The sequence below is a fragment of the Desulfomicrobium norvegicum genome (genome assembly GCF_900114595.1).
Classification (GTDB): domain Bacteria; phylum Desulfobacterota; class Desulfovibrionia; order Desulfovibrionales; family Desulfomicrobiaceae; genus Desulfomicrobium; species Desulfomicrobium macestii.
Window position 1 is genome coordinate 23042 of the sequence record NZ_FOTO01000020.1, and the last position, 15887, is coordinate 38928.

General features: G+C 59.2%; 17 protein-coding genes. 13 read left to right on the top strand and 4 right to left on the bottom strand.

Annotated features, from left to right (window positions below):
- The first annotated feature begins 22 nt into the window (after nt 1-22).
- Entirely contained in the window at nt 23-454 is a 432-nt protein-coding gene (locus tag BMZ24_RS18435) for a GNAT family N-acetyltransferase (protein WP_092194416.1), read from the top strand.
- Between the two features lie 48 nt (nt 455-502).
- On the opposite strand, the gene BMZ24_RS18440 is transcribed toward BMZ24_RS18435, so the two are convergent.
- Nucleotides 503-1279 carry a tetratricopeptide repeat protein gene (locus BMZ24_RS18440; RefSeq protein ID WP_161949241.1) on the bottom strand — a complete coding sequence of 259 codons (777 nt, stop codon included), beginning with the start codon at nt 1277-1279 and terminating at the stop codon, nt 503-505.
- Between the two features lie 33 nt (nt 1280-1312).
- On the bottom strand, nt 1313-1972 hold the full coding sequence (locus BMZ24_RS18445) for an NAD(P)H-dependent oxidoreductase (RefSeq protein ID WP_092194420.1): 660 nt from the start codon (nt 1970-1972) through the stop codon (nt 1313-1315).
- Nucleotides 1973-2495: 523 nt separating this feature from the next.
- Between BMZ24_RS18445 and BMZ24_RS18450 the strand changes: the two genes are divergently transcribed.
- The 8 genes from BMZ24_RS18450 (at nt 2496) to BMZ24_RS18485 (ending at nt 9699) form a co-directional block, all read left to right on the top strand.
- Nucleotides 2496-3455, top strand: a complete 960-nt coding sequence (locus BMZ24_RS18450; protein WP_092194422.1) for a hydrogenase small subunit — start codon at nt 2496-2498, stop codon at nt 3453-3455.
- Nucleotides 3456-3506: 51 nt separating this feature from the next.
- On the top strand, nt 3507-5216 hold the full coding sequence (locus BMZ24_RS18455) for a nickel-dependent hydrogenase large subunit (protein WP_092194424.1): 1710 nt from the start codon (nt 3507-3509) through the stop codon (nt 5214-5216).
- Between the two features lie 98 nt (nt 5217-5314).
- Nucleotides 5315-5800: a HyaD/HybD family hydrogenase maturation endopeptidase gene (locus tag BMZ24_RS18460; protein ID WP_092194426.1), complete on the top strand. Its 486-nt coding sequence runs from the start codon at nt 5315-5317 to the stop codon at nt 5798-5800.
- A 9-nt stretch (nt 5801-5809) separates the two neighbouring features.
- The gene (locus tag BMZ24_RS18465) at nt 5810-6088 is read left to right on the top strand and encodes a HypC/HybG/HupF family hydrogenase formation chaperone (protein WP_092194427.1); all 279 of its coding nucleotides are present in this window, start codon (nt 5810-5812) and stop codon (nt 6086-6088) included.
- A complete protein-coding gene (locus BMZ24_RS18470) occupies nt 6075-6899 on the top strand; it encodes an ADP-ribosylglycohydrolase family protein (RefSeq protein WP_161949242.1) in 825 nt (274 codons plus the stop codon). Before BMZ24_RS18465 ends, BMZ24_RS18470 begins: the two co-directional genes overlap by 14 nt.
- A 153-nt stretch (nt 6900-7052) precedes the next feature.
- Nucleotides 7053-8360 (top strand): M23 family metallopeptidase, encoded by a 1308-nt coding sequence (locus BMZ24_RS18475; protein ID WP_092194431.1) that lies wholly within the window; start codon nt 7053-7055, stop codon nt 8358-8360.
- A 154-nt stretch (nt 8361-8514) separates the two neighbouring features.
- Nucleotides 8515-8829 (top strand): pyrimidine/purine nucleoside phosphorylase, encoded by a 315-nt coding sequence (gene ppnP, locus BMZ24_RS18480; protein ID WP_092194433.1) that lies wholly within the window; start codon nt 8515-8517, stop codon nt 8827-8829.
- A gap of 36 nt (nt 8830-8865) precedes the next feature.
- The gene (locus BMZ24_RS18485; RefSeq protein ID WP_092194435.1) at nt 8866-9699 is read left to right on the top strand and encodes an MBL fold metallo-hydrolase; all 834 of its coding nucleotides are present in this window, start codon (nt 8866-8868) and stop codon (nt 9697-9699) included.
- 47 nt (nt 9700-9746) lie between these two features.
- Here the strand turns inward: BMZ24_RS18485 and BMZ24_RS18490 are convergent, their stop codons facing one another.
- Nucleotides 9747-10400, bottom strand: coding sequence for a CBS domain-containing protein (locus BMZ24_RS18490; protein ID WP_092194437.1), 654 nt, complete (start codon nt 10398-10400; stop codon nt 9747-9749).
- Nucleotides 10401-10531: 131 nt separating this feature from the next.
- Here BMZ24_RS18490 and BMZ24_RS18495 point away from each other — a divergent pair, with 131 nt between their 5' ends.
- From BMZ24_RS18495 to hypB, 4 genes are all read left to right on the top strand, one after another.
- Nucleotides 10532-12241 carry a LysM peptidoglycan-binding domain-containing protein gene (locus BMZ24_RS18495; protein ID WP_092194439.1) on the top strand — a complete coding sequence of 570 codons (1710 nt, stop codon included), beginning with the start codon at nt 10532-10534 and terminating at the stop codon, nt 12239-12241.
- A 17-nt stretch (nt 12242-12258) separates the two neighbouring features.
- Nucleotides 12259-12588: a hypothetical protein gene (locus BMZ24_RS18500; RefSeq protein WP_092194441.1), complete on the top strand. Its 330-nt coding sequence runs from the start codon at nt 12259-12261 to the stop codon at nt 12586-12588.
- Between the two features lie 174 nt (nt 12589-12762).
- Nucleotides 12763-13116, top strand: coding sequence for a hydrogenase maturation nickel metallochaperone HypA/HybF (locus BMZ24_RS18505; RefSeq protein ID WP_092194443.1), 354 nt, complete (start codon nt 12763-12765; stop codon nt 13114-13116).
- A 13-nt stretch (nt 13117-13129) separates the two neighbouring features.
- Nucleotides 13130-13786: a hydrogenase nickel incorporation protein HypB gene (gene hypB / locus BMZ24_RS18510; protein WP_092194445.1), complete on the top strand. Its 657-nt coding sequence runs from the start codon at nt 13130-13132 to the stop codon at nt 13784-13786.
- A 434-nt stretch (nt 13787-14220) separates the two neighbouring features.
- Here hypB and pgm read toward each other — a convergent pair whose 3' ends face one another.
- The gene (gene pgm, locus BMZ24_RS18515; RefSeq protein ID WP_092194447.1) at nt 14221-15861 is read right to left on the bottom strand and encodes a phosphoglucomutase (alpha-D-glucose-1,6-bisphosphate-dependent); all 1641 of its coding nucleotides are present in this window, start codon (nt 15859-15861) and stop codon (nt 14221-14223) included.
- Nucleotides 15862-15887: the final 26 nt, after the last annotated feature.

The following is a 15887-nucleotide window of genomic DNA, read 5'->3' on the forward strand; positions in this document are numbered from 1 at the left end:
TCCGGCGCACAGGAATCTTAACATGTTCAAACGCGTGCAATCACCCGAGGAACAGCTTCGGGTGATGATGGTCCGTGCCATCGTGTTCATGGAGGAACAGGGTATCGCCCATACCGATGAAATGGACATGCATGATGCCACGGCTCTGCACATTCTTGGCGAAATAGACGGCGAACCCGTGGCCTGCGGACGGATTCGCCACCAGGGCGACCGGGCCTTCCTGCAACGTCTGGCCGTGCGCCGCGCGTGGCGTGGGCAGGGGCTCGGCAGCGCGCTTCTCGGTTTCATGCTCGAAGAATGCCGCAAGGACGGATTCAGTCGCTTCGACCTTCACGCCCAGACCCAGGCGATAGGATTCTATCTAAGACACGGCTTCACGACCTGCGGGGAAGAGTTCGAGGAGGCGGGCATACCACATGTGCACATGTGGCTGCGCGACACGACGCCGGAATGATCACGGCTCCCGCGTGCAAAGCCGTAATGGGTGCGCTTGGGGTTTTGTTCAGCTAAAGGACAACGTACATAGATACTTCTTGAACTTCTGCCCTTCCTCGTGCCCGGGATTGATGCCCAGGCACTTCTCCAGGGCATTCTCCGCCTCGCCGATCCTGCCGCCCTGCACAAAGGCCCTGGCCAGATTGAAATAGAGGTTTTCGTCCGTGGCGCAGACCTCTATGGCCCGGGAATAGTAGCGACAGGCCTGGTCCAGCATGTCCTGCTTGCGCAGTTCGATCCCGAACTGATTGAAGAGGTGCTTGAACTCCGCCGAGGCAAAGCCGTCCAGGGCGATGAGCTGCTCGAAAACCGTGGCGGCCTTGTCGTGCTGATTGTATTGCAGATAGGTAAGCCCCAGGCCGAACAGGGCGCGGACGTTCTTTTCATCCAGTCCCAGGGCGTTGTTGTATTCCATGGCCGCCGAATAGGGCTCCCCGTTTTTCCTGTGCCGGTCGCCCTTGGCCACGGCCTTGGCTATTTTCTGGATGACGGGTTTGACCTGCTTCAGGAACATGTCCACCTCGGGCTGATACTGGGTGATCAGCTCCAGCATGGTCACTTCCAGGGCGGGACCCGAAGGCGCCCAATGGGCGTTGAGGGACTGCAGGGCCAGGAGATCGTCATCGATCTGCTTGGCGTAGTAGAAGAGGGTGCTGTCTTCCTTCTTGGCCGTGGTTCCCGTGCCGATGGCGACCGTGGTCCGTTTCGAGCAGACGCACTCAAGCCCCAGGTCCGTGGCCATGCAATATTTGGAAACGTCCGCGATGGTGTAGTCTTCAGCCACGATATTCTCTTTATCCTGCAATTTTTCGGACATCTAGAACCAGCGCACCATCTGTTCGAGAGGTCTGCGCGTCTTGCGCTTCGGCGGCTTGGCCCGGTAGCCGAAAGCGAGCATGTAGGCCACTCCGTACTCGCTCAGATCCACGCCGAAATCCTCCGCCAGCACCTCGTCCACCTTGTCCTGCGCATAGCCTTCGATGGGGCAGGAATCGATGCCGATCAATGCTGCGGCCGTCATCATGTTGGCCTGCGCGATGTAGCACTGCTTGCAGGCCCAGTCGAACATGGCCCGGTCGCTGTCCAGGAGGCGGAAATCCGACTGCTGAAACGTGGCGTAGTATTCCGTGCGGGCGGTGATGCGCTCCTCGGGCAATTCCTGAATCTGGCGCATGAAATCCGCGATGCCGACGCTGTCGAACTTGAGCAGGGGCGTCTTCATGGCCAGACAGACCAGGAAATGACTCGCCGTGGGAATCTGGAGCTTGCCGCCCCAGGTGTGCGGCAGAAGTTTCCTGCGGAAATTCATGTCCTGGACAACCAGAAACTGCCACGGCTCAAACCCGAAGGAACTGGGAGACAACCGCGCGGTTTCAAGAATAAACAGGAAATCCTCATCGGAAATCTTGATCTTTGGATCGAACTCCTTGCAGGCATGACGGAACATGAAGGCGTCCAGAATGATCTGCTTGTCCATATGACAGCTCCTTGCAAAGGGATTGACGGACATCCAGGGCCCATCGTGGCAGGGCAATCACATCACTACGCAGGCTTTTATCTAAGTTCAAGAATAGGAAATGCCGGCAAAGGCATTTCATGGAATCAAGGCCGCGCGAACGTTCTCGGACAGAAGTTTTCAACCTGCCGGAATCAGAGTCATCTAGAGAAAAAAACCAAGAGAGCCTAAAATAAAACCTCCCCGGCCGTGTTACAAGAATAAAAAAAGTAACACGTTGGCACTCATATCAGCCTCTGTGATGCGTAACTCCTTTTATATCTAAAAATGTGATACTACATCATTTTTTTCATACTACGTATTGACCTCCAATACATAGCCATGTAACGGGAAAGAAAAGGAAATATTCACCGAACATCCTTGCTGATTGTGGACACCACGGGTCAACAACACGAATTCGACGAACATCCTGCCCGATTGTGGACATGACAGGCCGACAACAATTGTCGCCTGTCTTTTATTCATACACTGATGGAGGTGTGTTATGAAGGTTTCTGTAGGTTTAGGCAAACCCGGGGCCGAAGAGCGGTTGGAAAAAAGTGGGGTCTCACGCCGAGATTTCATGAAGTTCTGTACCACAATCGCAGCGGTCATGGGTATGGAGGCGTCATTCGCCAACAAAATCGCCCTGGCGCTGACTTCCCCCAAGCGTCCTTCCGTGGTCTGGCTGCATAACGCGGAATGCACAGGCTGCTCCGAATCCATTCTCCGCGCTGTACGTCCCTTTATCGACGACCTGATTCTGGACACAATCAGCCTCGACTACCATGAAACCATCATGGCCGCCGCTGGACACAAGGCTGAAGAAGCCCTGCACGCGGCCGTAAGCTCCCCCAACGGCTTTCTCTGTGTTGTTGAAGGAGCCATCCCGACCAAGGACAACGGCATCTACGGCATGGTCGGCGGCCGCACCATGCTTGAAATCAACTCCGAAATCCTGCCCAAGGCAATCGCCGTTATTTCCTACGGAACCTGCGCCACCTACGGCGGCGTTCAGGCTGCGAGCCCCAACCCAACCGAGGCCAAGGGCATCAACGACGCACTCAAGCATCTGGGTGTCAACGCAGTCAACATCCCCGGCTGTCCCCCCAACCCCTACAACCTCGTTGGAACCATCGTTCATCTCCTGACCCACAGTCTGGCCATCCCGGAAATGGATTCCATAAACCGGCCGATCATGTTTTTCGGTGAAACCGTGCATGAACAGTGCGAGCGCCTGCCCCATTACGAAGCCGGCGAGTTCGCCCCCTCCTTTGATTCGGAAGAGGCCCGCAAGGGCTGGTGCCTGTACCAGCTCGGCTGCAAAGGCCCCATGACCTACAACAACTGCCCCAAGGTCAAGTTCAACCAGACGAACTGGCCGGTTCAGGCCGGTCATCCCTGTATCGGCTGCAGTGAACCCGATTTCTGGGACGCCGCTTCCCCCTTCTACGAAGAAGCATAAGAAGGCTGTTGCTCAAGGCTCAACATTTACTGAAATCAGAGGAGAGTACATATGTCCGGTTGCAAACCCAACCAAGCTCCGGGTGTTATAGCCACCCCAATGGATACAACCTTCAAGGGACCCATCATCGTGGATCCGGTGACCCGCATCGAAGGCCACCTCAAAATCGAAGTCGAAGTGGATCAGGGCAAGGTCACCAATGTCTGGTCAAGCTCCCAGCTTTTCCGCGGACTGGAGCTGATCCTCAAAGGCCGTGACCCCCGCGATGCGCAGCATTTCACCCAGCGCTCCTGCGGTGTCTGCACCTATACGCACGCCCTGGCCTCTACCCGTTGCGTGGACAATGCCGTCGGCGTGGACAAGAACCTGCCCGACAACGCGCGCCTCATCCGCAACCTGGTGCTGGCCGCCCAGTTCCTGCATGACCACATCGTGCATTTCTATCATCTGCACGCCCTGGACTGGGTCGATGTCACCGGCGCGCTGACCGCCGACCCCAAAAAGGCCGCATCCATCGCCAACTCCATCTCGTCCCGCGTGACCAAGGCCGAAGACCTCAAAGCCGTACAGGACAAGGTCAAGGGCCTGGTCGATTCCGGCCAGCTCGGCATTTTCACCAACGCCTACTTCCTGGGCGGACACAAAGCCTACTATCTGCCCGCGGAAGTAAACCTCATCGCCACCGCCCACTACCTTGAAGCCCTGCATCTGCAGGTCAAGGCAGCCCGCGCCATGGCCGTTTTCGGCGCCAAGAACCCGCACACCCAGTTCACCGTTGTCGGCGGCGTGACCTGTTACGAAAGTCTGACCGACGAGCGCATCGCCGAATTCGTGGGCCTGTTCCAGGAAACCAAGCAGTTCATCGACGAATGCTACATCCCGGACCTGCTGGCCGTGGCGTCCTACTACAAGGATTGGGCAGGCATCGGCGGCACCACCAACTTCCTGAGCTTCGGCGAATTCCCCTCCGTCGAGAGCGACATGAACAGCCGCTGGATTCCCCAGGGCGTGATCATGAACCGCAACATCGGCGGAGTCGGCAATTTCGATCCCAAGCTGATCGAAGAACACGTCCGCCACAGCTGGTACCAGGGCGACAAGGCCCACCACCCATACACGGGCGTGACCGAACCGCAGTACACCAGCTACGAAGACCGCGACCGCTATTCCTGGATGAAGGCGCCCCGCTACAATGGCGAATCCGTTGAAACCGGCCCCCTGGCCACGGTTCTGATCGCTTACGGCAAGGGACATCCGGAAGTTAAGAAACTCGTCGATTACGTGCTGGGCTATCTTGGAGTCGGTGCTCCGGCCCTCTTCTCCACTCTTGGACGTACGGCCGCCCGCGGCATCGAGACCAAGGTCATCGCCGACAAACTCATGGACTGGGTCAACGAACTGGCCGAGAACGTGAAGAGCGGCAACAACAAGATCTATCAGGACTGGACCATGCCCGACGAAGCCGAAGGCGTGGGCTACGTCAATGCCCCCCGTGGCGCGCTCAGCCACTGGATCAAGATCAAGGGCGGCAAGATCGAGAACTTCCAGCTCGTCGTACCCTCTACCTGGAACTTCGGACCGCGCTGCTCAGCCGGCAAAATGTCCGCAGTGGAAGAGGCGCTTATCGGCACGCCCATCGCCGATGCCGAACGCCCGGTGGAAATTCTGCGTACCGTGCACTCCTTTGACCCATGCATCGCCTGCGGCGTGCATGTCATCGACTCCAGGACCAACCAGGTCCGCAAATTCAAGATTCTGTAAAATAATAAGGGCCCCGATTTCGGGGCCCTTCCCGCTCTTGAATCAACCCACAAATTTGCGTAGCATTTCTTTTTAATTCCTCAAACATGGATACGTTCATGACTGAAAAACGCATTCTCGTTCTTGGCGTGGGCAATATTCTTTTCACCGATGAAGGCATCGGTGTGCGCTGCATTGAGCAGATGCAGGAAAAATACAAATTTTCGGACAACGTCACCCTCATGGACGGCGGCACGCTGGGCACCAAGCTGATGGGGCCGATCATCGAATCGGACTACCTGATCGTCTGCGACGCGGTTCTCTGCGACGACAAGCCCGGCTCCGTGTACCGGCTCATGGGCGATGATCTGCGCAAAAGCCTGGCCTTTCGCGATTCCATGCACCAGACCGACCTTGTCGATACCCTTGGCATGTGCGAAATTGTAGGAAATCGTCCCGAAGCCGTGGTCATCGGCATGGAGCCCTTCGACTACGATTCCATGGCCCTGGAACTTTCGCCAACGGCCGTCTCGTCCATGCCCGTGATGATCGATTCCGTTATCCGCGAAATCGAATCCGCCGGCGGAACCTGCACCCCGAACTAAGGAGTCACCATGTGTCTGGCCATTCCCGCCAAAATTGAATCCATTGAAAACGGCGTCGCGCAGTGCCGGGTCGGCGAAGGCGAGACCTTCGTCACCGCGTCTCTCATGCTCCTCGACGGAGAGCCGTCCCTTGGCGACTACGTCATCATCCACGCCGGATTCGCCATCCGCAAGCTCGACCTGCTGGAGGCCCAGCAATCCCTGGCCATTCTGCGCGAACTGGCCGACGCCTACGACGAAGTGCAGCGCAAGTACGAGCAGGAGGAGCTTGATCGTGCCAAGGCCTGATTCGGACAAGTCACTGGGCAGTCTGGTCGGCCTTGCGGTTTGCGAAGCGCTGGCAAAATCGAACCCCTCCAGCGTATCCGAAAACGCGCCGCTGATTCCGGGCCTTTGGGGTGACGGAACATCCATGGCCCTGAGCCTGGCCGAGAGCCTGATCGAAATCGGCGGAATCGACCAGCGCGACCAGATGGTCCGCTACACGAGCTGGTTTCGTTACGGCTACCTGAGCTCCACCGAGACCTGCGACTTCATCGACGACACCGTCAAGCAGGCCATACTGCGCTTCGAGCGCACCTGGAACCCGCTGGACGAAAGCCTGACACAGGGCGATGTCTGCCTGGCCCGAGTGGCTCCGGTGGTCATGTATTTCACGGATTCCAGGGATGCCATGCTCGATGCCTGCGCCAAATCGACCGCCACCACGCACGCCTCTCCCCAGAGCGTGGACGCCTGCCGACTGCTGGCGGCCATGATCTTCGAGGCGCTGCACACCACGGAAAAATCGCGGATTTTGCGCCCAGGGCTCCCGGAGGACATCATCCCCGAAATCGCCCAGCTGTGTTCCGCCGCTCCCCGCCGAGCCGAATCGCAGGTGGCGGCCGCCCTGCGGGCGGCCATGGAGGCATTCAGCGACAGCGATTCCTTTGCCGAAGGCAGCATCAAATGCCTCCCTCATGGCCCACGCGCTCTGGCCGCATACGGCCAAATTGCCGGCGCATGGTACGGCCGGGATCTCATCCCCCAGGTCTGGCGGCAAAGCCTGGAGCGCAGCAACATGCTGAAACAAATGGGAAATCAACTGATCAGCTTTTAAATTCTTCATAACTTGCCAAAACTGAACCGCGTCCGTAGCATGGCTCATGCTTGCGGCGATTTTTCGCGTCCCCATTAGCGCCTGACATTCGGACTTGCGCGGCCCCCTGCCCGCCATCCCCACATACAAGACCTCAAACAACGAGCATTTGGTATGAAAAACCGTATCTCTACAGCCTTCTTTTTTGTCATCCTGCTTCTTCTTGGAGCCATCGGAGCCATGTATTACGTCAAGGCGGAATGGAATCCGCCGACTCTTGCCCTGACTCCCGAGCAGACCACGGCCAGCACCAGAACCGTGTTCACCATCACGGCGGCGGACAAGGACTCCGCGCTGCGCAGCGTGCTTGTCGTCGCCACCCAGGGCAGCAACAGCATCGAGATCATGAACAAGAACCTGCCCGCCGGGACCAGGGAGCTGCGCGAAGAATTCACCCTCCCCAAGACAGGCATCAAGAACGAGGCCCTGACCCTGACGGTCACGGTCAAGGACACCTCCTGGCACCGCCTGGGACGTGGCAACAGGGCTCAGGTCGTGCGCCAGATGGACATCGATTCCAAGCCTCCGGTCATCTCCGTTCTTTCAGGCCAGCACAACGTCAACCATGGCGGAACCGGCCTTGTGGTCTACAGCACCAACGAGGAACTGGCCGCGAGCGGCGTGAAGCTGGGCGATCACTTTTTCCCCGGCTATCCCTATCAGCCCGGAAAATACCTGTGCTTCTTCGCCCTGCCCTTCAACGCCGATCCCAAGGCCGTCACGCCTATCCTGGTGGCCGGGGATCTGGCGGGCAACGAATCGACAATCGGATTCAACTTTCGGCCTCTGATGAAAAAATTCAGGCACGACGACATCAACATCTCCGACAATTTCCTGCAGTCGAAAATGGGTCAGTTCGCGGACCTCTATCCCGACGCGGCCACGCCCCTGGACATCTTCCTCAAGGTCAACTCCGAGCTTCGGGCCAAGAACGTGGGCTCGCTGATTCAACTCGGCAAGGACACCGTGCCCCAGAAGCTCTGGGACGGTACCTTCATCCGCCTGCCCAACAGTGCGCCCATGGCGGCCTTCGCCGACAACCGAACCTACAAGTATGATGGCAAGGCCGTGGACAACCAGACCCATCTGGGCGTGGACCTGGCGTCCCTTGCGGCCTCCCCGGTTCCGGCCGGAAACACCGGGCGCATCGTCCTGGCCGAATTCATGGGCATCTACGGCAACGTGGTCGTCATCGACCACGGGTTCGGTCTGCAATCCCTGTATTCGCACCTGAGCGAAATCCACGTGCAAAAGGGAGAGACGGTCCAGCGCGGCCAGACCATCGGCAAGACCGGAGCCACGGGCATGGCCGGCGGAGACCATCTGCACTTCGGCGTGCTGGTTTCCGGTGTCGAGGTGCAGCCCATCGAATGGTGGGACCCGCAGTGGATCGACCACAACATCACCTCCAAACTTCAGTGACAAAAGGCCCCCCGGGGCCTTTTTTTACGCCCGGCGCAAATGCGCCGGATGACAAGACGGGCCCGCCTGGACTAGTGCATTTTCGTCGGCCGCAGGAAACCTGGCCGGACCCCTGAAGCTTTTCCACCAGCACCTCAACCCAGCGAGACCAGCCATGTCCGAATTTTCCAATGTCACCGTCCTGAAAAAGGCCAACATCTACTCAGACGGCAACGTCACCAGCCGCACCCTTGTTTTTCCCGATGGCTCCAAAAAAACGCTCGGAATAATGCTCCCCGGCGAATACGAATTCGGGACGGCCGAAAAGGAACTGATGGAAATCCAGTCGGGCGAGCTGGACGTCCTCTTGCCGGGCGCAACCGATTGGCGGACATTCAGCGACGGGACGGCCTTCGAGGTCCCGGCCAACGCAAAATTCTCCCTCAAGGTCCGCGTCGTCACCGACTACTGCTGCTCCTACATCAAATGAACCCGGACAGGCGTCCGATCGAGGCAGGAGCCCGGCATGAAACTCACCGTTCTGGTTGACAACAACACCCTGATCGACCGCTATTACGAGGGGGAGCCGGGCCTGTCCCTGCTGATCGAGGAGGACGGCCGCAAAATCCTCTTCGACTGCGGCTATTCGAACCTGTTCCTGACAAACGCCTGGAAAATGGGCCTTTCCCTGGACGACCTGGATTTCGTGCTGCTTTCGCACGGGCACATGGACCACACCTGGGGACTTGAGGCCCTGACCCGGCGCCTCTGCGAACTTCGCCTTGAAGGACGGCCGTGCAAACGCCCGGCGCTGGTCGCCCATCCCGAGGCCTTCACCAGCATCGCCCTGGACCAGTGTCCGGAGATCGGACCGCTTCTGGAACCCGGCAAGCTGGCCAGGCATTACGACATGAGGCTCGGCAAGGCTGCGCAAAAGATCAGCGAACGGCTTCTTTTTCTGGGAGAGATACCACGCCGGATCGGATTCGAGCAGACCGAAGGCATCGGTTTCAAAGAGGGGCAGGAAACGCCGGACCGCATCATGGACGATTCGGCCCTGGTGTACCGGGGAAGCGAGGGGCTGGTCATCATAACTGGCTGCTCCCACGCGGGCATCTGCAACATCGTGGCCCAGGCCATGGACCTGACCGGCGAATCCCGCATCGCGGACATCATCGGCGGGCTGCACCTGCTCTCCCCGTCACGGGAGCGCATGGAAGGGACGGTGGAATATCTGCGCCGGATCGGACCCAAAACCTTGAGCCCGTGCCATTGCACGGATCTGGACTCGAAAATCGCGCTGGCGGCGGTCGCGCCCCTGCGCGAGGTCGGGGTGGGGCTTGAGATAACCTACCGCTGAAAAAAGGACGCTTTCGCCTGAGTGAAAGCGTCCTTGCGTAAAACCGTCTATGCCCACTCCTCCTCGAAGCGCTCGGGCCCGGCGATCTTGTACCCCTTGTCCGTCAGCACCCGCTGCAGGGCTTCGGGGTCGTCGGCGCGCACGCGGAAGACCAGCAAACGCTGGCTGTCGCGAAAAAAGGTCGATGTGGACAGGATATTCACGCCCAGGTCGAAAAAGAGCCTGCTGATCTCGGCCATGAGGCCCTTGCGATCCTCGGCCTCGATGACGATGCGCACACCGCCCAGCTCCAGTCCCATTTCCTCCACCAGCACGGCCAGCATGGAACCCCGGCTGATGTACCCCTTGAGCCGGTTTTTCCTGTCGACCACGGCCAGCCCGGCCAGATCCTTGTCGAACATGATCTTGGCCGCGACCTCGATTTCCGTTTCCGGAGTCACGGTAGGCATCGAGCTACGCACCAACTCCTTTACCGTCATCCTGGACAGGAGATAATTGATTTCATGCTTACTGAATGTTGTCGCGCCGGATGGCAATGCAGCCCGGATATCTTCCTTGGCCACATATCCTTTAAGCTTTCCATCCTCGACAACAAGCAAAATCCAAAGTCTGTTCTCCTCCATCATTCGATCCGCTTTGATAATCAGCGTATCCGAAGTGATGGTGGGGACATGTCTGTCCATGGCAAGGCCTACATACATGATATACTCCTTCAGTCGTTCGGGTGAATCCCTTTACGCAAAGTGCAGTGACAGCCTCCATCCTTTTTGCTATATCCTTGGTTCCATTACCGGAAATAACAGGCAGAAAAAAACGGGTCCATCTGAAAACCATGAAACGTGCAGTTCTTCTTATTCTTGCTCTATGCTTCCTGACAAGCATAACCAAGCCGGGATTTTCAGAAAAACCGCTACGACTTTTCTTTGAAAAAAATATCCGCGTCGATCGCAAACCCGGTGAGGAGCATATCGTCAAGCAAGGCGAATGGCTCTACAAGATTTTGGAATCAAAAGGCTATTCCGCCTCTCAGATCCAGCGTGCCCTACCCGGCATCCAGACTTTGAACCCACATATCCCGGACATCAACCGACTGATGCCGGGTCAGGTCATCCAGATTCCCGAAGTATCCTCCGCCGCCGACGCCGGGATCAAGCGACCCCGGGCATCGGTTCCCCCGGGAGCATATGAAAAAAAGCCCTACGTGATACGCCAGGGGGATACGCTGATCCAGATCCTCAAGGCGCAAGGGATATCAAACAAGCTGATCTACAGCCGGTACCTCGACCTGTTCCTTGAACTCAACCCCGAAGTCCCCAACAGCAACACCTTGCGCGTCGGACAGGAAGTCATCCTGCCCGTCACGACCAATGACGAAACAGTTCCGGCTCCCGCCCCTGTCCCGGCTCCGCCTGCGCAGCAGTCCGCGAAACCGGCGCAAACCGTCGTGACTCAAGTCATCGAGACAGGCCAGGCCCCGGCGGTCCAAAGCCGCCCGGTTCAGCCGCAGCCCCGACCGGCACCTCCTGCTCCGCTGGTGCTGCAGCCTCCGCAAATCCCCCTGGCAGAGCCGCCGCAAACCGTGACGCCATCCTCGGGCAGCACGGGCAGCGCGGACGGCACCGGGCAATCCGACACGTCGAACGCCACGGCCACAAAGAAAACGGAACGCTCGCCCAAAACCGGCCTGCCTTTTGTCAAAACGGTGCTGGAACAGATGCGTTTCAAATTCGTGCCCGGTGACGAAAGCATGTTCCCCCTGCCCGGTTCGGAATGGCTGGTCGTCAAACTGTCCGAAACTCCGCTGCTGGACGCTCCCTGGGGAGGCAAGATCCTCTTCTGCCCCGTGCCGAAAAACGCAGCATGGATCGCCAGCGCCAACAAACTGGGCATGAAGGTCTGCACCATCTCGCCCCGCTGGAGCCTGCAGGACGTGCTGGAAAAACTGGCATCCTCCTTCCCGAGGCATTTTCGGCTCTGGGGCGCGGGCAGGGAGCTGGTGCTTTCCCGCAACGGCGTCGGCGTGACCCTGATGTCGCCGCAAATCGCCATCATGGAGCAAGGCGGGCAAAAGCGCATCCACATGATCTGGTCCCGGCAGAGCAAGGACTCACCGTCTTTGCCCCAGGGACTGCACGAAGTGCTCGATGCGGCCCAGATCAAGCTCATCGAACTGGACGAGTACAACGAACTTTCACGCCTGCCGTCCCGCCCGCGCGACTCCATCTATGTTCCCGTGGCCACGCACCTTGAGATTATCCGGGCCATGAACCCGAGCAATCCGGAGGAGACCTTCGGGCGGACCATGCCCGACACGCTCGGTTCCCTGCTGCAGCTGTTGCGCGACAAGGACCTGCTGCGCCAGGGCATGATCCAGGCCTCCTGGCACGAGGGAGCGCAAAACCGCATCGCGGTGCAGGTTCCGGCGTGGACGGTTTCGGGCGGGACAAGCAGAATCGCCATATTGGACCGGCGTTTTTCGGACCCGTTCCTGGTCTCCGTACTCTCTCATGAAGGTTACACCTGCTTTGTTCTCCCCGACTGAACCACAAGGACTGCCCAATGCCTCACGACTTTCGCGTTTACGGCCATCTGGCCGGACTCAATGAGAACGAACTGAAATCATGCCTCAGGCATTTGTCCGGCTACGAATGCGAGGTCAGCGGCCAGGTCCTCGATTTCGTGCACGAAGGCGTCTTCATCGACGTGGACAGTGATCTTGACGGGCTGCTGCATCTCGTCGGCCCGGATGTGCGCGGCATCATCGACATCATCAATCACCAGGACTGGGAGATGTACCGCTGCACTCTCGCCGGCAAAGCCCTGACCCGATCCCGCATTGCTCTGGACAATGCCCTGGACACGGCTTACGCATCGGAGCGCCGTTCATAAGCTCTTCGCCGACCATTGAAAAATTTCAAATGTCCTGGCCGTTCAATGATATGGTGAAATGCGAGGAGCGCAGAAAATACCGGAGCCAAACGCATTCCTGCATGCATCAGGTTCTGGATTTTTCGCGGTGAAGACGCGGATCCCCGGTTTTAAACGGCCTGTCAGGGAGTAAAAATGCACGAACTTTCCATTGCCGAGAGCCTGATCAAGATCATCGGCGAAGAAATGGCCAAGCACGGCCTCACCAAACTGCACTCGTTCAAGATCGTCTATGGCCAAATCTCGGCCATTGTGCCCGAAGCCCTCGAAACCTCCTTTGAAATCCTGACCATCGACACTCCGTTTGCAGGCGCAAAGATGGAGACCGAGGTCAAACCCATGGTCGTGCGCTGCCGTCAATGCGGCCACGAATTCAGCCCCAGCCTGGAGGAACGTGTCATCATGCCCTGTCCGCAGTGCACTACGGAACTGGGACACGAGATCATCTCCGGCCGTGAACTCTACATAGATAACATCGAAGCCGAATAACGTGGAGGAAAGCATGAAAGTCGATGTGGTACGCAATATTCTCGAGGCCAATGACGCGGTCGCGGCCGACCTCAACGCAGCGCTCAGCGCTCGCGGCATCCTGACCCTCAACCTGATGAGTTCGCCGGGCTCGGGCAAGACCTCCCTTCTGGAGAGAACGCTCACCGACCTGAAGGACGAGTTCAACATGGCCGTCATCGAAGGCGACTGCCAGACCGAGAACGACGCCCGCCGCGTGGCCGCCACGGGGGCCCGCGCCGTGCAGATCAACACCGCCGGCGGCTGCCACCTCGACAGCTCCATGGTCCGCGACGCCACCGAGAAGCTCGGCGTGGACGGCGTCGACATCCTGGTCGTCGAAAACGTGGGCAACCTGGTCTGCCCCGCGGAATTCAGCGTCGGCGAAGACTTCAAGGTCACCATCCTGAGCGTGACCGAAGGCGACGACAAGCCTGAAAAATATCCTTTCATCTTCGCCGAATCCAAGGTCATGATCCTGAACAAGATCGACCTGCTGCCCTACGTCAACTTCGACGTGAAGCGCGCCAGCGGCTTTGCCCGCTCCATCAACAAGGACATCGAGATCTTCGCCCTCTCCGCCACCACCGGCGAAGGCATGGACGCATGGTACGACTGGCTGCGCCGCGAACGGGCCAAGAAGAAAAAGTAATTTTCGGCAATGACGGCAAAACGCCCGCCCTCGGAAACGATGGCGGGCGTCTTTTTTTGGATTCACTGAAACGGGTCATGGATTCCCGCCTGCGCGGGAATGACGAACGTGTGCGCCAGCCGGTAGTCGTAATCGGTCATGGATTCCCGCCTGCGCGGGAATGACACGATAATCGGCGAAAGAGATGCGCTTTTTTTGACAAGGCGGTCCAGACTCCATACTGCCGGGATGCCTCATCGACATTCCCGCGCAGGCGGGGATCCACTGCCTTTCGTCTGCGCAGCCCTACCGCAAAACGCGGACAAGCCCGCCATCCGCAACCGGACGACGGGCTCGCCCTTGCGAAGAGCGCGCGGCTATTTTGAAGGGCGATGTGTAGCCGTCTACATGAGCTCTTCAAATCAGACGTACAACGCAGTCCGAAGGGACTTTTTTCAGCCGTTGAGGACCCCATCGACCATGTCCTGGGCCTCGATCTTGATGCGCTCCAGATGCTCGCGGCCCAGAAAGCTCTCCACATAGATCTTGTACATGTCCTCGGTGCCCGAGGGCCGCGCCGCGAACCAGCCGTTTTTCGTGACCACCTTCAGGCCGCCGATGGCCGCGCCGTTGCCCGGGGCATGGGTGATCTTGGCCAGGATGGGCTCGCCTGCGAGTTCGGCCGAGGTCACCTGCTCTGCCGAGAGCGACGAGAGCAGCTTCTTCTGGGCCATGCCCGCCGGAGCCTGCAGGCGCTCGTAGATGGGGCTGCCGTGCCGCGATTCCAGCTCCGCGTAGATGTCGCCGGGGTCCTTGCCGGTGACGGCGGTGATCTCGGCGGCGAGCAGGTTCAGAAGAATCCCGTCCTTGTCCGTGGTCCAGGCCTCGCCGTTGCGGCGCAGGAAGGAAGCCCCGGCGCTCTCCTCGCCGCCGAAGCAGCAGGTTCCGGCCAGAAGATCATCCACGAACCACTTGAATCCCACCGGCACTTCCCGCACTCCGCGCCCATGCGCCGCCACCACGCGATCGACCATGGAACTGGTGACCAGGGTCTTGCCCACCTGTGCCGAGGGCGACCAGTCCGGACGATGCGCGAGCAGATAGTCGATGGCCACGGAGATGTAATGGTTCGGATTCAGGAGCCCATGCCCGGCGGTGACGATGCCGTGGCGGTCGGCGTCGGGGTCGTTGGCGAAGGCGATGGAAAAGGAGTCCTTCATGGCGATGAGCTTGGCCATGGCATGGGACGAGGAGCAGTCCATGCGGATCTTGCCGTCCTTGTCGAGGCTCATGAACATGAAGGTCGGGTCCAGCACCGTGCTGACCACCTTGATGTCGAGGCCGTAATGCTCGGCAATGGGTTCCCAAAAGGGAAGCCCCGCACCGCCCAGAGGGTCCACGCCGATGCCGATGCCCGCATTCCGGATGGCCTGCATGTCGATGGCGTTCTCCAGATCAAGGACATAGGGGCGGATGAAGTCGTGCTCCCGGCACAGGCCCTGCTTCAATGCCCGGGCCAGGGGGATGCGCGCCACCGTGCGGGTGTCTTCGAGCAGTGCGTTGGCCCGCTTCTCGATCCAGGCCGTGACTTCGGTCCCGGCCGGACCGCCGTGGGGCGGATTGTACTTGATGCCGCCGTCTTCGGGCGGGTTGTGCGAAGGGGTTATGATCAGGCCGTCGGCCAGACCGGAAGCGCGCCCCCGGTTGTAGGTCAGGATGGCGTGGGAGATGACCGGCGTCGGAGTGTAGCCGAAGCCCTGCTGAAAACGGCAATCGGCGCCAGCCGCGGCCAGAACCTCCAGAACCGTGCGCAGGGCGGGCTCCGAGAGGGCGTGGGGGTCCATGCCCACAAAGAGGGGACCGTCAATGCCGCGGGATGCACGGTATTCGCAGACCGCCTGGGTGATGGCCAGGATGTGGGGTTCGTTGAAGGACGCCTTGAAAGCGCAGCCCCGATGCCCGGAAGTGCCGAAGGCCACAAGCTGATCCGCCTGTAAAGGGTCCGGAGCCAGGGTGTAGTAGTCGGAGATCAGCCGGGGCACGTTTATACGCATTGATTCCGGCACGGATGCGCCGGCAAGGGGATGGACAGCCATGAATACTCCTTGTGGATGAGAAAAAG

Bases quoted from the DNA above. Each gene is read 5' to 3' on its own strand.
- BMZ24_RS18490 (WP_092194437.1), bottom strand. From the start codon at position 10,400: ATGTATGTAGGCCTTGCCATGGACAGACATGTCCCCACCATCACTTCG.
- BMZ24_RS18455 (WP_092194424.1), top strand. From the start codon at position 3,507: ATGTCCGGTTGCAAACCCAACCAAGCTCCGGGTGTTATAGCCACCCCA.
- BMZ24_RS18500 (WP_092194441.1), top strand. From the start codon at position 12,259: ATGCCTCACGACTTTCGCGTTTACGGCCATCTGGCCGGACTCAATGAG.
- BMZ24_RS18495 (WP_092194439.1), top strand. From the start codon at position 10,532: ATGAAACGTGCAGTTCTTCTTATTCTTGCTCTATGCTTCCTGACAAGC.
- hypB (WP_092194445.1), top strand. From the start codon at position 13,130: ATGAAAGTCGATGTGGTACGCAATATTCTCGAGGCCAATGACGCGGTC.
- BMZ24_RS18485 (WP_092194435.1), top strand. From the start codon at position 8,866: ATGAAACTCACCGTTCTGGTTGACAACAACACCCTGATCGACCGCTAT.
- ppnP (WP_092194433.1), top strand. From the start codon at position 8,515: ATGTCCGAATTTTCCAATGTCACCGTCCTGAAAAAGGCCAACATCTAC.
- BMZ24_RS18450 (WP_092194422.1), top strand. From the start codon at position 2,496: ATGAAGGTTTCTGTAGGTTTAGGCAAACCCGGGGCCGAAGAGCGGTTG.
- BMZ24_RS18505 (WP_092194443.1), top strand. From the start codon at position 12,763: ATGCACGAACTTTCCATTGCCGAGAGCCTGATCAAGATCATCGGCGAA.
- BMZ24_RS18475 (WP_092194431.1), top strand. From the start codon at position 7,053: ATGAAAAACCGTATCTCTACAGCCTTCTTTTTTGTCATCCTGCTTCTT.
- BMZ24_RS18460 (WP_092194426.1), top strand. From the start codon at position 5,315: ATGACTGAAAAACGCATTCTCGTTCTTGGCGTGGGCAATATTCTTTTC.
- BMZ24_RS18435 (WP_092194416.1), top strand. From the start codon at position 23: ATGTTCAAACGCGTGCAATCACCCGAGGAACAGCTTCGGGTGATGATG.
- BMZ24_RS18445 (WP_092194420.1), bottom strand. From the start codon at position 1,972: ATGGACAAGCAGATCATTCTGGACGCCTTCATGTTCCGTCATGCCTGC.
- BMZ24_RS18465 (WP_092194427.1), top strand. From the start codon at position 5,810: ATGTGTCTGGCCATTCCCGCCAAAATTGAATCCATTGAAAACGGCGTC.
- pgm (WP_092194447.1), bottom strand. From the start codon at position 15,861: ATGGCTGTCCATCCCCTTGCCGGCGCATCCGTGCCGGAATCAATGCGT.